This is a genomic window from Streptomyces wedmorensis, assembly GCF_000716445.1.
In the GTDB taxonomy this organism is placed as follows: Bacteria; Actinomycetota; Actinomycetes; order Streptomycetales; family Streptomycetaceae; genus Streptomyces; species Streptomyces wedmorensis.
The window spans coordinates 25,404-41,211 of the sequence record NZ_JNWK01000065.1; the positions used below are offsets into that span (position 1 = coordinate 25,404).

17 protein-coding genes are annotated in these 15,808 nt (G+C 69.5%); 5 read left to right on the forward strand and 12 right to left on the reverse strand.

Translation table 11 applies throughout. The features are described 5' to 3' along the window. Positions 1-293: 293 nt before the first annotated feature. From OO54_RS47785 to OO54_RS46095, 6 genes are all read right to left on the reverse strand, one after another. Positions 294-2,099: an FG-GAP-like repeat-containing protein gene (locus tag OO54_RS47785; protein WP_234439580.1), complete on the reverse strand. Its 1,806-nt coding sequence runs from the start codon at positions 2,097-2,099 to the stop codon at positions 294-296. A gap of 143 nt (positions 2,100-2,242) precedes the next feature. Continuing rightward, entirely contained in the window at positions 2,243-2,752 is a 510-nt protein-coding gene (locus tag OO54_RS41935; RefSeq protein ID WP_234439581.1) for a hypothetical protein, read from the reverse strand. Beyond that, complete coding sequence (locus OO54_RS46090) at positions 2,683-2,931, reverse strand: hypothetical protein (RefSeq protein ID WP_033210633.1); 249 nt, start codon at positions 2,929-2,931, stop codon at positions 2,683-2,685. The genes OO54_RS41935 and OO54_RS46090 overlap by 70 nt, the downstream gene beginning before the upstream one ends. A gap of 128 nt (positions 2,932-3,059) precedes the next feature. Next, positions 3,060-3,209 carry a hypothetical protein gene (locus OO54_RS47790; RefSeq protein WP_234439582.1) on the reverse strand — a complete coding sequence of 50 codons (150 nt, stop codon included), beginning with the start codon at positions 3,207-3,209 and terminating at the stop codon, positions 3,060-3,062. Next, positions 3,206-3,376 carry a hypothetical protein gene (locus tag OO54_RS47795; protein ID WP_234439583.1) on the reverse strand — a complete coding sequence of 57 codons (171 nt, stop codon included), beginning with the start codon at positions 3,374-3,376 and terminating at the stop codon, positions 3,206-3,208. Before OO54_RS47795 ends, OO54_RS47790 begins: the two co-directional genes overlap by 4 nt. A 12-nt stretch (positions 3,377-3,388) precedes the next feature. Then, a complete protein-coding gene (locus OO54_RS46095) occupies positions 3,389-3,541 on the reverse strand; it encodes a hypothetical protein (protein ID WP_157856558.1) in 153 nt (50 codons plus the stop codon). Positions 3,542-3,812: 271 nt separating this feature from the next. On the opposite strand from OO54_RS46095, the gene OO54_RS34870 reads away from it, so the two are divergent. After that, entirely contained in the window at positions 3,813-4,799 is a 987-nt protein-coding gene (locus tag OO54_RS34870; RefSeq protein WP_033210635.1) for a helix-turn-helix transcriptional regulator, read from the forward strand. A 71-nt stretch (positions 4,800-4,870) separates the two neighbouring features. Here OO54_RS34870 and OO54_RS47800 read toward each other — a convergent pair whose 3' ends face one another. Then, the gene (locus OO54_RS47800; RefSeq protein WP_033210638.1) at positions 4,871-5,263 is read right to left on the reverse strand and encodes a restriction endonuclease subunit S domain-containing protein; all 393 of its coding nucleotides are present in this window, start codon (positions 5,261-5,263) and stop codon (positions 4,871-4,873) included. Positions 5,264-6,115: 852 nt separating this feature from the next. Continuing rightward, positions 6,116-6,919 (reverse strand): ISL3 family transposase, encoded by an 804-nt coding sequence (locus OO54_RS34885; protein WP_167348166.1) that lies wholly within the window; start codon positions 6,917-6,919, stop codon positions 6,116-6,118. Between the two features lie 725 nt (positions 6,920-7,644). Between OO54_RS34885 and OO54_RS34890 the strand changes: the two genes are divergently transcribed. The 3 genes from OO54_RS34890 to xdhC are packed head-to-tail and all read left to right on the forward strand — an operon-like array spanning position 7,645 to position 12,315. Next, the gene (locus OO54_RS34890) at positions 7,645-9,120 is read left to right on the forward strand and encodes a xanthine dehydrogenase small subunit (protein WP_033210641.1); all 1,476 of its coding nucleotides are present in this window, start codon (positions 7,645-7,647) and stop codon (positions 9,118-9,120) included. Then, positions 9,117-11,501, forward strand: coding sequence for a xanthine dehydrogenase molybdopterin binding subunit (gene xdhB, locus OO54_RS34895; protein WP_051787537.1), 2,385 nt, complete (start codon positions 9,117-9,119; stop codon positions 11,499-11,501). Before OO54_RS34890 ends, xdhB begins: the two co-directional genes overlap by 4 nt. Then, a complete protein-coding gene (gene xdhC, locus OO54_RS34900; RefSeq protein WP_033210644.1) occupies positions 11,494-12,315 on the forward strand; it encodes a xanthine dehydrogenase accessory protein XdhC in 822 nt (273 codons plus the stop codon). The genes xdhB and xdhC overlap by 8 nt, the downstream gene beginning before the upstream one ends. A 138-nt stretch (positions 12,316-12,453) precedes the next feature. Here the strand turns inward: xdhC and OO54_RS34905 are convergent, their stop codons facing one another. Next, the gene (locus tag OO54_RS34905; protein ID WP_033210645.1) at positions 12,454-12,654 is read right to left on the reverse strand and encodes a hypothetical protein; all 201 of its coding nucleotides are present in this window, start codon (positions 12,652-12,654) and stop codon (positions 12,454-12,456) included. A gap of 329 nt (positions 12,655-12,983) precedes the next feature. Between OO54_RS34905 and OO54_RS34910 the strand changes: the two genes are divergently transcribed. Beyond that, positions 12,984-13,532, forward strand: a complete 549-nt coding sequence (locus tag OO54_RS34910; RefSeq protein ID WP_033210653.1) for a DUF4262 domain-containing protein — start codon at positions 12,984-12,986, stop codon at positions 13,530-13,532. Between the two features lie 45 nt (positions 13,533-13,577). On the opposite strand, the gene OO54_RS48420 is transcribed toward OO54_RS34910, so the two are convergent. The 3 genes from OO54_RS48420 to OO54_RS34925 are packed head-to-tail and all read right to left on the reverse strand — an operon-like array spanning position 13,578 to position 15,216. Further along, entirely contained in the window at positions 13,578-13,712 is a 135-nt protein-coding gene (locus OO54_RS48420) for a hypothetical protein (RefSeq protein WP_267888972.1), read from the reverse strand. Beyond that, entirely contained in the window at positions 13,709-14,749 is a 1,041-nt protein-coding gene (locus tag OO54_RS44260; RefSeq protein WP_234439584.1) for a transposase, read from the reverse strand. Before OO54_RS44260 ends, OO54_RS48420 begins: the two co-directional genes overlap by 4 nt. Then, positions 14,746-15,216: a hypothetical protein gene (locus OO54_RS34925; protein ID WP_234439585.1), complete on the reverse strand. Its 471-nt coding sequence runs from the start codon at positions 15,214-15,216 to the stop codon at positions 14,746-14,748. Before OO54_RS34925 ends, OO54_RS44260 begins: the two co-directional genes overlap by 4 nt. Positions 15,217-15,808: the final 592 nt, after the last annotated feature.

Consider the following 15,808-nt stretch of genomic DNA (forward strand, 5'->3'; position numbering starts at 1 on the left):
TCGCACCACTCTGCCGCCACCGGACCCGCCCGCCAAGCCCTCACACCGAACTCATTCTGAAACGATCAGCAAGTGCATGGGCGACGGCGGCCTCCTGATCGCGGCGGGCGGCGCGCCCTGCGGTGAGGAAGGCGGCTGCGGCGGGCCGTGCGTGGGCGCTCCTGCTCGGACGGACTCGGACGGGTCGGGTGCGGAGACGAGCGCATGCACCTGTGTCCGGCAACGGTTCCCCGATGTACGGAACCGTTGCCGGACGGTGAGGCCGAAGGACGGGTGGAGGCGGAAACTCCGGATCAGCTCATGGTGGTGATGGTGTTCCAGCCGCTGGCGCCCACCACCGTGCTCGGGCCGTCGACCGGGGTAGTACCGGACGTCCCGCCCTCGTAGAACCGCAGGGTGCCGGTGCCGTCGGCGGTGGTCGTCCACATGTCGGCGGTGCCGTCGCGGTCGGCGTCGGCGCCGCCCGCGATCAGCGGACGGTTGGCGGTCGTGTAGTTGGTGCCGTAGGTGGTGCGGCTGCCGAACGTGCCGTCGGCGCGGCCGCGGTAGAGGTACAGGACGCCGTCCCGGGTGTCCCGCGCGAGGAGGTCGGGGAGGTTGTCGCGGGTGACGTCGCCGGGGGCGGTGAGGGTCATCGGGTCCCAGCCGCCGTTGCCGATCTCACGGGCGGCCTTCACGGCGGGGGCTCCGGTCGCGGCCAGGTCGTTCTCGTACAGCCACAGCTTGTTTTCCGCCGCGACGACCAGGTCGGTACGGCCGTCGCCGGTCATGTCGCCGGCGCTGACCACCTGTGCGTCGGCCGCCACCGTCCCCAGGACGGCCGGGGGCCTCAGCCGTCCGTCCATGCCGCCGGGGTACACGCGCAACTGGGTGCCGATCCGGGCGACGAGGTCCTCATGGCCGTCGCCGGTCCAGTCGCCCCGGTGGCTGACCGAGGCGCCGAGCCAGCCGCCGTTGCCGAGCTGGTGGCGCGAGGTGACCCCGCCCCGGCCGTCGCCCGGATAGACGTAGAGGGCGCCCGTAGTGTCGACGGCGACCAGGTCCGGCGTGCCGCCGGAGCCGCGCAGGTCCCCGGGGACGTGGACGGGGGCGGGCTGGTCCCCGGCGCGGACGACGACGGGGGCGTGGTCCGAGAAGCCGTTGGGCGTCACGCCCTCGACGTTCGCGGTTGTGTCCATGCGGTCCTCGTCGATGTCGCAGGAGGCGATGGCCCGGCTCGTCCCCGGCGCGCTCACGAAGACGTGGTCGAACTCGTGCCAGGTGTGGCTCGTGCCCGTCCAGCCGTGGTGGGTGGTGCCGGTGACACAGTGCTCGTACGCCCCGGTCAGCGGCGCCATCAGTGCGTTGTCCGCCTCGCGGTTGAAGTCGCCGCCGACCGCGCTCCGCCCCAGGCCGTGCCGCGTGGTGAAGCCGTCCACGAAGTCCTTCACGTTCGTGATCTGCTGCGCGATCCGGGGATCGGTGGAGCCGGGGATGATGTGTGTGTTGCAGACGGCCGTGGACCTGCCGGTCACGGCGACGCACTGCACGGGCAGCGAGCGGTAATCACTGACGGACGCCGAATTCGGCACCGCGTTCACGTGGTCCCGCGCGCTGATCCCGCCCTTGACCGCGATCAGGTTGCCGAGCCTGCCGCCCTGGAGGACGCCGCGGCAGGGGCTGCCGTAGACGGCGGAGTTCACCGAGTCGTCGTCCCAGCGCCGGACGGGGGCGAAGTCGAAGCTCCAGCCCGCCGGGCCGAGGATCTCCTTCAGCCGCCGCTGGTGGTACCCCTCCACCTGCGTGACGCCGTCGACGACCGCCGGGACGCCGTCCGGGGCGCCGCACACCTCCTGCATCACGATCGCGTCGGCCCGCTGCTCTTGGAGCAGCTCGACGATCTCCTGGACCTTGGCCTCGTTGTCCGCCGTCGTCAGCCGGGAGGGGCAGAAGCCTTCGGAGCCCCTGCTGCCGCCGGCCTCGCCGCAGATGTTCCACGACATGATGGTCATGGGGGAGGTCACGGCCGTCGTGGTGGCGGCCTGGGCCCCCGGGGCGGCCAGACCGAGGAGGGTCATGCCACCGGCGAGGAGCGCGGTCGGGATGCGGGTGAGTCTCATCGTGTGTCCTATGGGTCCTGTGGGCGGGTTCTGGTGGGTGCGGGTTCTGGTGGGAGCGGGGCGAGGGGCGGGCCTGGGGGAGGAGACTCAGGCGAGGTCGCTGGCGATTCAGTTCCAGCTGCCGGAGCTGGCGCTGTCCCAGGTCATGGCCGGGTTGGCGAAGTCGGCGCCGGTGGAGGTGAACTTCCACAGGCCCGTGCGGTTGCTGCCGTCGTCCTGGACGCCGTAGCCGTACAGCATGCCGATGTCGGTCTTGCCGTCCCGTTGAAGTCGCCCGCGGCCGGCTTGCTGGCGTCGGCGTTCCAGCTGCCGGTGCCCGAGTCCCACTTCCTCGACGGGTTGGTGAAGTCGCTGCCTGTGGAGGTGAAGGTCCACAGCGCCGACACGTTGCGGCTGTCCTCGGTCTGGCCGTTGTCGTAGAGGATGCCGACGTCGGCCTTGCCGTCGCCGGTGAAGTCGCCGGTGGTGACCTTGGAGCGGTCCCAGTTCCAGGAGCCCGTGGCCGTGGCCGTGGAGACGTTGTCCCACTTCTTCGACGGGTTGGTGAAGTCCGTGCCGGTGGAGGTCAGCGTCCACAGGGCGGTCACGTTGGTGCCGTCCGTCTGCTGGCCGTTGTTGTATTCGACCAGACCCAGCCGACGAAGTCGGCGCACCAGGCGTGGGCGCTGCCGCCGTAGCCGTTGCAGCTGTTGTTCTGGTTCAGACCGTTGTGGTAGCCGCCGCCGGCGCAGGGGCCGTTGCCCGTCTGGCTCTTGGCGAGCGCCGCCATCTCGGTGAACTCGGAGGCGTGGACGGGGGTCGAGGCGAGGCCGGCGCGGATCGGACGGGGCATGACGGCACGAGACACGGAGGTACTCCTGACGGCGACATGGCGGTGCCCTGAGCAGGGGACGTGCGGGGAAGAGGAAGGGCCTGGCCCGGGAGGCGGGCGGGCGGTCGGGGTCGAGGGCCCCGGGAGGTTCAGCGGGCGCCGGAGCGCGCGCGGCCCTGCGCTGCGATGGCGTGGGACACCCGGTCGAGAAGGCAGCGCATGCGCGGCAGGGCGATGTCGTCGGCGGCGCGTACGAAGAAGTAGAGGTCGAGGCCGTCGTGGATGAAGCGGGCCTTCACGTGCTCCAGCCCGTCGGCGGTACGGCGTGGGCCCAGAGGAGATCGGTGAAGACTGCGAGGGTTTCCTGGCGAGGGGCTCCCGACGGTGCCGTCAGGGAGGTCAGGATGACGCGCACGGCAGGCCAGTCCCAGCTGATGGCGTTCTGCTGGGCGGCGGGTGCGGACACCTCAGCCGAGTCTCAGCTGATCGCCCCCGAACCGTCACCGGCCTGGGCAGACTCCCAGCTGATCGCACCGGGAGCGTCGGCGGCCTGGACCGTGGTGACGGCCGCTCCGGCGGAGAGCAGGGCGGCGAGGTCGGCGGCGGCGAGAAGTGCGGAGACGCGCGACATGACATTCCTTCGGTCGACGGTGCGGAGCGGTACGGAGGGGAACTGCGCGGATCGGGGGACGAAACCCTTCCTGCCCGGCGGGGAACGGGTTTTCCCGCCGCCGTCCTCGTGATCACCACTCTGCCGCCCGTCGGCAGCCCCCGGAAGGGATGACGACTGTCGCCAAGCTGCCGGGCAGCTTGCTGCCAACGCGACCCATCTGGCTGATCTTCATCCGCCCGTCATCAGGTACTTTCGGCCGGTCAGGCTTGATGAAACCCAGGGGGGTGAAGTGCTCGGAGCATGGGGGCTCGGCATCGACGAGGAATCCGTCTACCAGGAGATGCTGGTGTCTCCGGCGGGCGGCGTGGAGGAACTGGCCGCACATCTCGGCATGACGGAGGCCCGCGTCAGGGACGCCCTCGATCAGCTGGTCGACCTCGACCTATTGGCACCGTCACAGGACGCGGGGAAGGGCCTGCGGGTGGTCTCGCCCGACGTGGGCCTGGAGGTGATGATCCGGCGGCAGGAGGAGGAACTGGCCCGCCGGCAGGAGGAGCTCGCGCGCTGCAAGGCCGCGGTGGCGAGGGCGGTCGCGGCGTACGCGCGCCTGCGGCCCAACACGGAGACGGAGCAGTCCGAGCGGCTCGTGGGTCTCGACGCGATCCAGACCTGGCTGGAGGCCCTCACGCGCGGCCTCTCCGACGAACTCATGTCGATCATGCCGGGCGGCGCTCAGTCGCAGCGAAGCCTGGACGCGTCGCGTCCGCTGGACGAGGCGGCGCTGCGGCGCGGCGTGCACATCCGGGCGGTGTACCAGGACAGCGCCCGCAAGGACGGGCCGACGCTGGCGTACGCACAGTGGACGGCGGAGCTGGGCGGCCTGGTGCGCACGAGCCCCGTGCTGCCGCCGCGCATGGTGGTCTTCAACCACAGGACCGCGCTCGTCCCGATCGACCCCGAGAACTCGAAGCTCGGGGCGCTGTGCACGTCGTCGCCCGGGATCGTCGCCTCGCTCTTGTCCCTGTTCGAGCAGACCTGGGAGACGGCGGTGCCGCTCGGCGCCGACTACCGGCAGCCGTCGGAGGACGGCATCAGCAGCAGCGACCGCGAGCTGCTGCGGCTGCTCGCTTCGGGGCTGACGGACGAGGGCGCGGGCAAGCGGCTGGGCATCTCGGTCCGGACCCTGCGCCGCCAGATGGCCGGGCTGATGGAGCGGCTCAACGCCACGAGCCGGTTCGAGGCGGGTCTCAAGGCGGCGCGCTGCGACTGGTTGTAGGCCGCCCGCGCCGGGCGAACGATGCGCGAAGGCCTTCTAGTCCGGAAGGACCAGAAGGCCTTCGCCGTTCCTCAGGGTGCGATCGTGCCGTCCGCCAGGCCGTCGTGGAGGCCCTGTACCAGCTGTTCGCCCAGGCGGGCCGTGAGGCGCAGGGACTCCTCGAAGGCGGCGAGGGCGCGGAACTGCTCCCCGAAGCGGCGCTGTTCGGCCAGGGACAGGCGCGGCAGCTGGAGGCGGCGGACGTCGAGCCGGGTCGCCGTGGAGGCGTAGCTGCTGGCCTGGCGGGTGTTGACGGTGGCGCGCAGGAAGCCCGCCAGGAACCAGGGGTCGAGGGCCGCCGGGTCGGGGCGCAGGAGCTGGAGGTTGCGGCCGAGGGCGCCGGCCGCGTCGGCTGCGGTGACAACCCGGACCGCCGTGCCGCCGCCCAGGACGGGGACGACGACGTCGTCGGCGGCGAGGAGCACCGGCTCCTCGGGCGGGCCGTCGGGGAGCGTGCCGGACGGCGGCTGGGCGACGAGGACGTCGTGGTCGGTGAGGACGGCGACGGGCGCGCCCGTCGGAGCCGTACCGGTGCCGCCCGCGCGCAGGACGAGGGCGCCGGAGCGGGCGAGTTCGCCGACGGTCGTCGCGTGCCTGCGTGCCTGCGTGCCTGCGTGCCTGCGTGCCTGCGTGCCTGCGGGCCGGGGAGCCGGCGGGGGCGGGTCCGGTCACGGGCAGCGGGGTGAGCCCCTGGGGGCGGCGGAGGGTCTCGGTCAGCCGCTCGCGTACCCCGGCCAGCTGGGCCGCGCCCTCGGCGGCGGCCGGGGGCGGGAGTTGGAGGATCGGGGCCGGGTGCGTACCGAATCGATCCAGACAGACCTCCACCCACCCGTAGACCGGGTTGAGGAGGTAGTCCATGAATAGGCCGAGGCCCCCTGGTAGTTGCGGAGTGTCGACTTGGCACGGTTGTGCCGCATCACCAGGTCCGCCATCCACTCGTCGATGTGCGCAGCCGTCCGGTGTTATGGGTATTCGTTTGTGAACTGCTGGAACGTTGCGATGACCCGAACGTTGCGATGACCCGGCGGCGGCCGTCGATGGTCCCCGGCTGAAGTCCCCGACCACCCAACTGCTGCCATGCCCAGCCAGACAGCATCGCGTCGAGTACCGCGTCCTCGGGGTGCAGCAGATGCCCAGCTCCAGGACCGCCGCCCCGTGCGCTTCCCTCGTACCGTCGGACACTCCCCACCCTCTCTCGCCAGAGGGTGGAGGCATGCATCTGATGAATGAACCCTGTAAAATGAGCAGGTCAATGGCTGGATGAGGTTCACTGGGCATCAAGCAGTCAGCCGGTAAACTTCCCGCAGTTCAGGGCCAACGGCCACCGGCCGACCCTGCAGCAGATGCAATTCCCCGGGGTCCACCCGCAGGCACCCGCGGCGGTCTGCGACACAACGCTCGGTGGCTTCGCTCAGGTTGTGCCACAGATGCCACCGGTCCGCGACCTGGATCGCCTGCGGTGCCCCGGCGGTGGCGCCTTCTGCGAAGAACGGCGCCCGGTCTCGGCAGACGACCTCGACACTGGGCCGCTGGGCGAGCCGGGCGGCCAGGCTCGATGCTTCTCGATCAGGCAGGAGACCGATCGGACGGCGGGTTTCGACGTCCATCAGGACCGTGCCGTAGTGGCTGCCCTTGCGGGCGGCGTACTCGTCGACGCCGACCACTCGCGGCGTCGGCACTTGTGGCTCGGGCAGCGCTTCGACCAGGCGCAAGACCGTACTCCGGCTGATGGGCATGCCGAGCACGCCAGCCAGGCGGGCGCCGGCTCGACCGGCCAGGGCAAGGCCGACTGGGGTCAGGGTGGAACGCAGCCGCTCGGTGCGCTGGCCATACCTGCGGGTCAGGCTGGGTATCTGCTCCACGAACGTCCGGCGCGGGCACTTGGTGTTCTTGCACCGGAACCGCCGGACCCGCAGCTGGAGTACGACGCTTCGTCCGGAGCTCGGGACAGCAGCGAGAAACCGAGGGTAGGAGCTGTGAACCCGGGTCGAGCAGGCTCCGCAGCCCGGGCAGGCGGCGCCGGCCGTGGTGCATTGCGCATCAAGACGCCCTTTCTCCCTCTCCGCGTCCACCGACAGCACCGCGATGTCTGCGACCGCCGGGAACAGAAGCTCCTACAGCCGGAGCACGACCTCTTCCACGGCCCGGACTGTCAGCCCGGCGGCACTGACCATCATCTATTTTCGGGCGACTTCGCATGCCGCTCGGGAACGCCCAGCTGTCGCTCACCGTGCCGACTGCACGGAACCTGAGCCAGAACCGCTACCCGTGAACAAAGCCAAACCGGGCGATGAAGAGGTGCGAGGCGTACGCGAACGAGCAGGAGGTTCCCACCTCCTGGTCGCGGTCATGACGCGCACGCACAGGGCGAAGGCCGGCAAGGGCCCGGCCGAGTGGGTGTTGCCGCTGCCCGAGGGCCAGACGTCTCACACGTCTTCCACCCGGGTGGAGGAATCTGCTCGGGTTCTGGAACGGTGCTTGACCGATGGGCCGGAGGGAACGTACTTTCGTCCGCGCCGACTCGTGACTGGAAGGGGTGAGGTCGGATGTCGATCTTCTCCGACCTGAATCGCCTCACTCGACAGAGCGCCTGGGTTCCGGGCCGTGTAGCACACGGCTGCTGAGCAGGCATACCCCGGAGTGCCCTTTTCCGGCCCGGGTTCTCTCTTTTCTGACATTCCTGTGGCGTGTCGTTGTGTGCATACCGGCGCACGCCTCAAAAATCCTCCCTCTGTGTACTGAACAGAAGGTCTGATATGGCGACCCGTGCAAGCAGTTCCCCCATGCGCCGAGATGAGAAGAAGTCATGAGTCGAGCGCAAGTTACCATTAATGGGAAAATTTTTCCGATTGCTCCTGTTGTGCCTCACCTGACGGTGCTCGACTTCCTGCGTGAGCGTGGTCTCACCGGCACGAAGGAGGGCTGTGCCGAGGGCGAATGCGGTGCCTGTTCGGTGCTGGTGGCAAGGCCCGGAGTGAAGAAGCCCACCGACTGGGTGGCGGTCAACGCTTGTCTGATGCCGGTTGCGGCGCTCGACGGTCAGGAGGTCGTCACAGCCGAGGGCCTCGCCACGTCCGGCGAAGACGGCAGGCCGCCCACGCTGCACCCGGTGCAGGAGGAGATGGCGGTCCGTGGTGGCTCCCAGTGCGGCTACTGCACGCCGGGATTCATCTGCAGCATGGCGTCGGAGTACTACCGGCCCGACCGCTGCGCGCACGGCGGGACGGACGCGGACGCCGCCGACCAGGCCGGCACGGAGCATGGTTCCAACGGCTTCGACCTGCACTCGCTGAGCGGAAACCTCTGCCGCTGCACAGGCTACCGGCCGATCCGTGACGCGGCCTTCGCCGTCGGCGAGCCCGCCGAGGACGATCCCTTCGCGCAGCGCCGGGATCAGGAGCCGCCTGCGCCTGTCGCCACCGAATACACCCGGGACGGCAGCACGTTCCGGCGACCCCCCACCCTGGCCGATGCGCTGCGGGCGCTGCGCGAGCAGCCCGACGCGGTACCGGTTGCCGGCAGCACCGACTTCGGCGTCGAGGTGAACATCCGCTCCCGCCGCGCGAGTTACGTGGTAGCCATCGATCGACTTCCGGAACTCCGGGAGCTGCGGGTCGAGTCCGACCACATGGAGATCGGTGCGGCAGTGACGCTCACCGAGATCGAGCGTCGCCTCGACGGCGACGTCCCGCTGCTCGCCGAGCTGTTCCCGCAGTTCGCCTCTCGGCTCATCCGTAACAGCGCCACCCTCGGAGGCAACCTCGGCACCGGCTCCCCGATCGGTGACAGTCCGCCGGTGCTGCTCGCGCTCGACGCGTCGCTCGTGCTCGCCGACGCCGACGGCGAGCGCGAGGTCCCCCTCGCCGAGTACTTCACCGGCTACCGACAGAGCGTGCGACACCCCGGCGAGCTGATCCGCGCCGTGCGGATCCCGCTGCCCCTGTCGCCCGTCACGGCCTTCCACAAGATCGCCAAGCGGCGCTTCGACGACATCTCCAGCGTCGCGGTCGCCTTCGCGCTCGACATCGAGGACGGCATCGTCCGCAGGGCACGCATCGGCCTGGGCGGCGTGGCCGCCACCCCGATCCGCGCACACACCACCGAGGCCGCTCTGGAGGGCAGGCGGTGGACGGCGGAGACCGTCGAGGCCGCGGCTCGCGAGCTGCGCTCCGAGGGCACACCGATGGACGACCATCGCGCCAGTGCCCTCTACCGTGCCGCGATGCTCGGCCAGAGCCTGAAGAAGCTGTACGCCCAGAACACCGAGGCGGTGTCGTCATGAGTCATCTGTCCGAGCGTCCCGAGAAGCCCGTCGTCGGCATCTCGATGCCGCATGAGAGTGCCCACCTGCACGTCACCGGTGCCGCGCTCTACACCGACGACCTGGTCTACCGGACCAAGGACGTGCTGCACGCCTACCCCGTCCAGGTCATGAAGGCGCACGGCCGGATCACCGCACTGCGCACCGAGCCCGCGCTCGCCGTGCCAGGCGTGGTCCGCGTGCTGACCGGAGCCGACGTGCCCGGCGTCAACGACGCCGGCATGAAGCACGACGAGCCGCTTTTCCCCGACGAGGTCATGTTCCACGGCCACGCCGTGGCCTGGGTGCTCGGTGAGACCCTGGAGGCGGCCCGGCTCGGTGCGGCGGCCGTCGAGGTGGAGTTCGAAGAGCTGCCCTCGCTGGTCACCCTGCAGGAAGCGATCGCGGCCGAGAGCTTCCATGGTGCCCGGCCCCTGATGGAGTCCGGCGACATCGATGCCGGCTTCGCCGACTCCGAGCACGTGATCACCGGTGAGTTCCAGTTCTCCGGCCAGGAGCACTTCTATCTCGAGACCCACGCGGCACTGGCCCAGATCGACGAGAACGGGCAGGTGTTCGTCCAGAGCAGCACCCAGCACCCGTCGGAGACGCAGGAGATCGTCTCGCACGTGCTCGGTGTGCCCGCGCACGAGGTGACGGTGCAGTGCCTGCGGATGGGCGGCGGCTTCGGCGGCAAGGAGATGCAGCCCCATGGCTTCGCGGCCATCGCCGCGCTCGGCGCCAAGCTCACCGGCCGGCCCGTCCGCTTCCGGTTCAACCGAACCCAGGACATGACCATGTCCGGCAAGCGGCACGGATTTCACGCCACGTGGAAAATCGGATTCGACGTCGAGGGCCGTATCCAGGCCCTCGACGCCACGCTGACCGCGGACGGCGGCTGGAGCCTGGACCTGTCCGAGCCGGTGCTCGCCCGCGCTCTGTGCCACATCGACAACACGTACTGGATCCCCCACGTGCGCGTCGCCGGTCGCATCGCGAAGACCAACACGGTCTCCAACACCGCCTTCCGCGGCTTCGGCGGACCCCAGGGCATGCTGGTCATCGAGGACATCCTCGGTCGCTGCGCGCCGCGGCTCGGCCTGGACCCCATGGAGCTGCGGGAGCGCAACTTCTACCGGCCGGGCCAGGGCCAGACGACGCCGTACGGTCAGCCGGTCACCCAGGCCGAGCGGATCTCCACCATCTGGCACCAGGTCCAGAACGATGCGGGCATCGCCGACCGCAAGCGCGAGATCGCGGCCTTCAACGCCGCGCACCCGAACACCAAGCGGGCGATCGCGATCACCGGCATCAAGTTCGGCATCTCGTTCAACCTCACCGCCTTCAACCAGGGCGGCGCGCTGGTGCTGATCTACAAGGACGGCTCCGTCCTGATCAACCACGGCGGCACCGAGATGGGTCAGGGCCTGCACACCAAGATGATGCAGGTGGCGGCGACCACGCTGGGCATCCCGCTGAGCAGGGTGCGTCTTGCCCCGACGCGCACCGACAAGGTGCCCAACACCTCCGCCACCGCGGCCAGCGCCGGCACGGACCTCAACGGCGGGGCGATCAAGAACGCCTGTGAGCAGCTGCGTGAGCGCCTCCTCCAGGTGGCCGCCACCCAGTTGGGCGTCAACGCCTCCGACGTACGCGTCGTCGACGGCGTCGCGCGCGCCCTCGGCAGCGACAAGGAGCTCGCCTGGAACGACCTGGTGCGCACCGCGTACTTCCAGCGCGTGCAGCTGTCGGCGGCCGGCTACTACCGGACCGAGGGCCTCCACTGGGACGCGAAGTCCTTTCGGGGCTCCCCGTTCAAGTACTTCGCGCATGGCGCCGCCGCGACCGAGGTGGAGGTGGACGGCTTCACCGGTGCGTACCGCATCCGGCGGGTCGACATCGTGCACGACGTCGGCGACAGCCTCTCCCCGATGATCGACATCGGCCAGGTCGAGGGCGGCTTCGTCCAGGGCGCGGGCTGGCTGACGCTGGAGGACCTGCGCTGGGACACCAGCGACGGACCGAACCGCGGCCGGCTGCTGACCCAGGCGGCGAGCACCTACAAGCTGCCCAGCTTTTCCGAGATGCCGGAGGAGTTCAACGTCACGCTGCTGGAGAACGCCACCGAGGAAGGCGCCGTGTACGGCTCCAAGGCCGTCGGTGAGCCCCCGCTCATGCTGGCGTTTTCGGTGCGGGAGGCGCTGAGGCAGGCCGCTGCGGCGTTCGGGCCGGCCGACGTCAGCGTCGACCTCGCCTGCCCGGCGACACCGGAGGCGGTGTACTGGGCCGTCGAAGCTGCCCGTGCGAGCGAGGTGCGGGGGAGTGAGCCCCGCGCGGAAGCACACACCTTGAATCATGCCTGACACGACCTGGATCGCCGCGGTCGCGCGGTTGCGGGCATGCCGGGAACCCGGCGTGCTCGTGACCGTCGCGACCGTGCGCGGTCACGCACCACGCAAGGCCGGCGCCAAACTCGTCGTAGGTCGCACCCAGACATGGGGCTCCGTCGGCGGCGGCAACATCGAGGCCGTCGCGATCGACCGGGCCCGCGAGCTGATCAAGAAACCCGACGCGGAGCCGGAGCTCATGGAGTTCGCTCTGAACGACAAGGTCACCGGTCGGCACGGCGTGCAGTGTTGCGGCGGCGCCGTCTCCGTGTTCCTCGAACCGCTGCCAGTGGTCCCGGCGGTGGCGATCTTCGGCATCGGGCACGTCGGCCTCGAACTGGCACGGATCCTGGCCCGCCACGACATCGACCTGCATCTGACGGACAGCCGTGCCGACATGATCGCCGGGGAACGCCTCGACGTGCTCACTGCGGACGCGGTCGCACAGATCAAGGTGCACCACACCCCCCTCCTCCCGGAGGAGGTGCTCGAAGAGCTGGCACCCGGCACCCACGTCCTGATCATGACTCATGACCATGCCGAGGACGCCGCACTCTGCGACGTCGCCCTGCGGACCCCGGCCCTCGGCTCGATCGGTCTGATCGGCTCGGCCGCCAAATGGACACGTTTCCGCCAGCGCCTGGCCAACGAGGGTTGCCACGACGCCGCCACCATCGACCGGATCAGGACTCCGATCGGACTCCCCGAGATCACCGGCAAGGAACCCGCCACGATCGCGATCAGCATCGCCGCAGACCTCCTTCTGACCTTCCAGGGGGAAGACCGCTGAGTGATGTTTCCCCGTGATCGTGGAAACTCCTTCGTCATGCCGCGAGAGCGTGTCGATGCCGCTGCCGTAGTTCTTCCCACAGAAGTGGCACGTCAGGCCTGCCGCGCCGCCGTTGAGCACGACCGCGTCCTGGCCGCACTAGCGGCGTGCGACGGTCACATCCTCATGCCCCTGGAGCTGGTCGGCGATCTCGGCCATGTGCTGCGCCACGTAGCCCGTCAGGTGCCGCAGCTGGCCGCGGATCTGTTCCATCGCCTGCTCAGCGGTCCACGCTTCGTGCGGGTCCTCGACATGCGGCAGAACGTCGAGGCGGAGGAAGCTCAGCAGCAGGGTCAGCACGGGCAGCGTCCGGGCTCGAACGGCTTCGGCCGTGTCGCTCCAGCCGGAGTGGGTCAGCCGGTTGCGCAGGTCCTTCAGCGCGGTGAGGGCGGGCCCTTGGGATCGAGGACAGTCTGGAGCACGAGGGCCTTGTGCCTCGCCTCGTCGTACTCGCTCTTCTTCCGCCAGACGGCAGCGGGGGTGTGCATCTCCAGCCGGTGGCTTTGTCCACGGGTAGTGGGTTCTGGCACAGATCTTGGGGAGCCTTGCGGAGGGTGCTGGCGCTCTTCGATTGAGAGGGTCCAAACCCCGGTTGCTCGGCCTGAAGGCTTACCTCATACCTTCGGCACATGACTGATGATCCGTTCCAGTGCCGGTGTGTCCTCTGTCATGACTATGGCGACCGGGACGAAGCGGACCGCATGGATCTGATGGTCATCGAGCACGTGCGGCAGCACGGATGGCACGTCGTGATGGTTCCCGACGACGAGATCGGTCCTGGATTCGCCTACACAATCGGCCTCGCGCACACCTACGGCGGACCTGAACTCGCCATGTTCGGGCTCGATGTCCACGCCATGCACCGCATGCTCAACACGCTCGGAGAGAAGACCGCAGCGGGTGAAGTGCTGGCGGACGGCCAGAGCCATCCTGATGTTGTCCACGGGTATCGAGTCGCGCTCAGGCAGGTCGATCGCAGCTGGTACCGGACCTTCTTCGGGCAGGCCATCGGGTTCTACCGGCGGCCGCCTCTGCCCGTGCTGAAAGTCCCGTGGCCTGATGCCGAGGGCCGTTTCCACTGGGATGAGCAGGCTGACGAGAGGCATCGCGACTCACAGCCTCAGTTGTGGCTCCCGTCGCGTGACCATCCTGTCGGAATCTGGACGACCGAACTCTGATCTCAAGGGACCGGGAAGCTGGCGAGCCGGCACCCGGACGATGCGCTACTGGAGCAGGATCATCTTGCGTAGCAGTTCGAATCCGGCGCGGCTGTAGAGCTGCCGCTTGATCTTCTTGATGCGGTTCACGGCGCCCTCGATGCTGCCCGAGCTCCAGTCGAGAGTGAGCCCGGCGGTCACGGCGTCGAGGTCTCGGAGCAGGTGGAGTGCGAAGCCCGTGAGGCCAGGTAGCTGGTTGGCGTCGACCGCGTCGATCCAGGTGGGGAGCGTGCTGCCGAGGTGGTCGGTGAGTGTCTCGCCGAAGTCGCGGATGTACCCGGCTGCCTGGCCAGTTCGGGGCAACGGGCCAGGACGTCCTTGAGGCCAGTCCGGTCTTCCTCGGTCAGGGTGGCGGGGTGGCGGGTGAGCCAGCCGGTCCCCTGGCGTACCGTCGGCGGCCTTGGCTGGGCCGCGGCCGGAGCCCCGCGCAAGGAGGCGATGTGGGCGCGGACCATGCCGTAGGTGACCGGGGCGTGCTCAGCTATCAGCTCGCTGTGCAGTCGGGTGACGCTGGTGCATCCCTCGGCGAATCGTCGTTCCAGGTAGGGCTTGTAGGGGTCCAGTCTGCTGGGCCGGGGCCGGTTGTCGCGGATGGTGTCCTGCCAGCGTGCGGCGTTCGCGTACCGGAGGACGGTGTTCAGGCCCCAGCCCAGGTGCCGGGCGATCGCCCGGCGTGAGTGGCCCTGGGCGAGCATCTCGTGGACCAGGGCGTGTGCGGCCTTCTTGCGCTCGGCTCGTCGGCCGGCGGGCTCCGCGTCGTCTTGCGATCGCCCTGGAGCCGGTCGAGTGGCCTCCGTCAGCGTGCCGCTGGGCGCCGGGGTGCGCAGGCAGTCACGATGGGCGGCGACGCAGGTCTCCACGGCCCGGCCGAGGCCCTGCCACAAATGGAACCGGTCAGCGACCTGCAGAGCATCGGGGGCACCGCGGCGGGCCCCTTCGGCATAGGCGCCCGCCCGGTCCCGGCAGATGATCTCCACGCCAGGGTGGCGGTCCAGCCAAGCTGCCAGCGGCCCGGCTTCACGGGTCGGGAGCACATCGACCACGCGACGGTCTTCGACGCTGGTCAGCACGGTGGAGTAGGTCTGGCCGCGGCGGATCGCGAAGTCGTCCACGCCCAGCACCCGCGGCGTGCCGAACCGTGGATCGGGCAGTGCCATGACCCTGCGTAACAAGGTCATTCGTCCAGCATCGAAGCCCAGCTGGGCGGCCAGCCGAGCGCCGGCTCGTCCCGCCAGGGGGAGCTGGCCGACGACCCATCGGAGCGAAGCAGGGCCCGCAACTCGTCGGGGGTGACAGGCCCCGGGTCACGAACGGGCTGGCCGACATCGGCAGGCCAACTGGGACGGAAGCGTTCGACGAAGTCTGTGAAGTCGGTCCGCAGATACCGAGAGTCGGACGGCTTCAGTCGGATCTGCTGGCGGCTGTCTGCCCACCAGATCTCGAAATCGGCAACCGTGCCCTCCGCTGGCCAGTCTTCGCCCTCGCTCGGCAGCAGCAGAACGTCGACAAAGCCTCCGACGCTCAGGCCGATGTCCACGAAGATCCCGATCGCACCGGGCCTAGGAACCTTCACCACGGTGCCCTTGAAGACCTGCCCGAAGCGCAGGTCCCTCCGAATCCGAGTCCACTCGGCATCTGTCACCACGAACAGATGATTGCACCTTCGTCCGTCTGCCTCAGCGGCACGGCACTGCCGTCATTTCTCGTGAGCATCCGCGAGCTGGCTGATGACCAACCGCTGCCGAAACTCATCGACAAACGCTGCTGCTGAACGTGAACAAAGCCACCCGGCGATCGAGCAGCAGATGCTGAAGATCGCGAACTGCTCCCCGCACCCGCAGGGATGGTCCCTGGAACTTGTCGGTCGACCTGCGCGCCACGGGTTGCTCCCCGCACCGCGGGGATGATCCCGCGTGCTGAACCGGCGACGCGTCTCCCACGAGCTGCTCCCCGCTCGCGCGGGGATGTTCCCTCGAAGAGCTCATGCCGCAGGAACCGGGCGGTCTGCTCCCCGCGCGAGCGGGGATGGTCCCCACTGGGACCAGGCCACCGACGAGGAGAAGCACTGCTCCCCGCACGCGCGGGGATGGTCCCAGCGAGCTGCCGGGCGGCGGCCTGGCGGCTCCCTGCTCCCCGCGCCCGCGGGGATGGTCCCGGCCCTGCCTCCTAACCTGGCAGGTGTCGAGTCTGCTCCCCGCACCCGCGGGGATGGTCCCTGGACCCGGATGAACGCGATC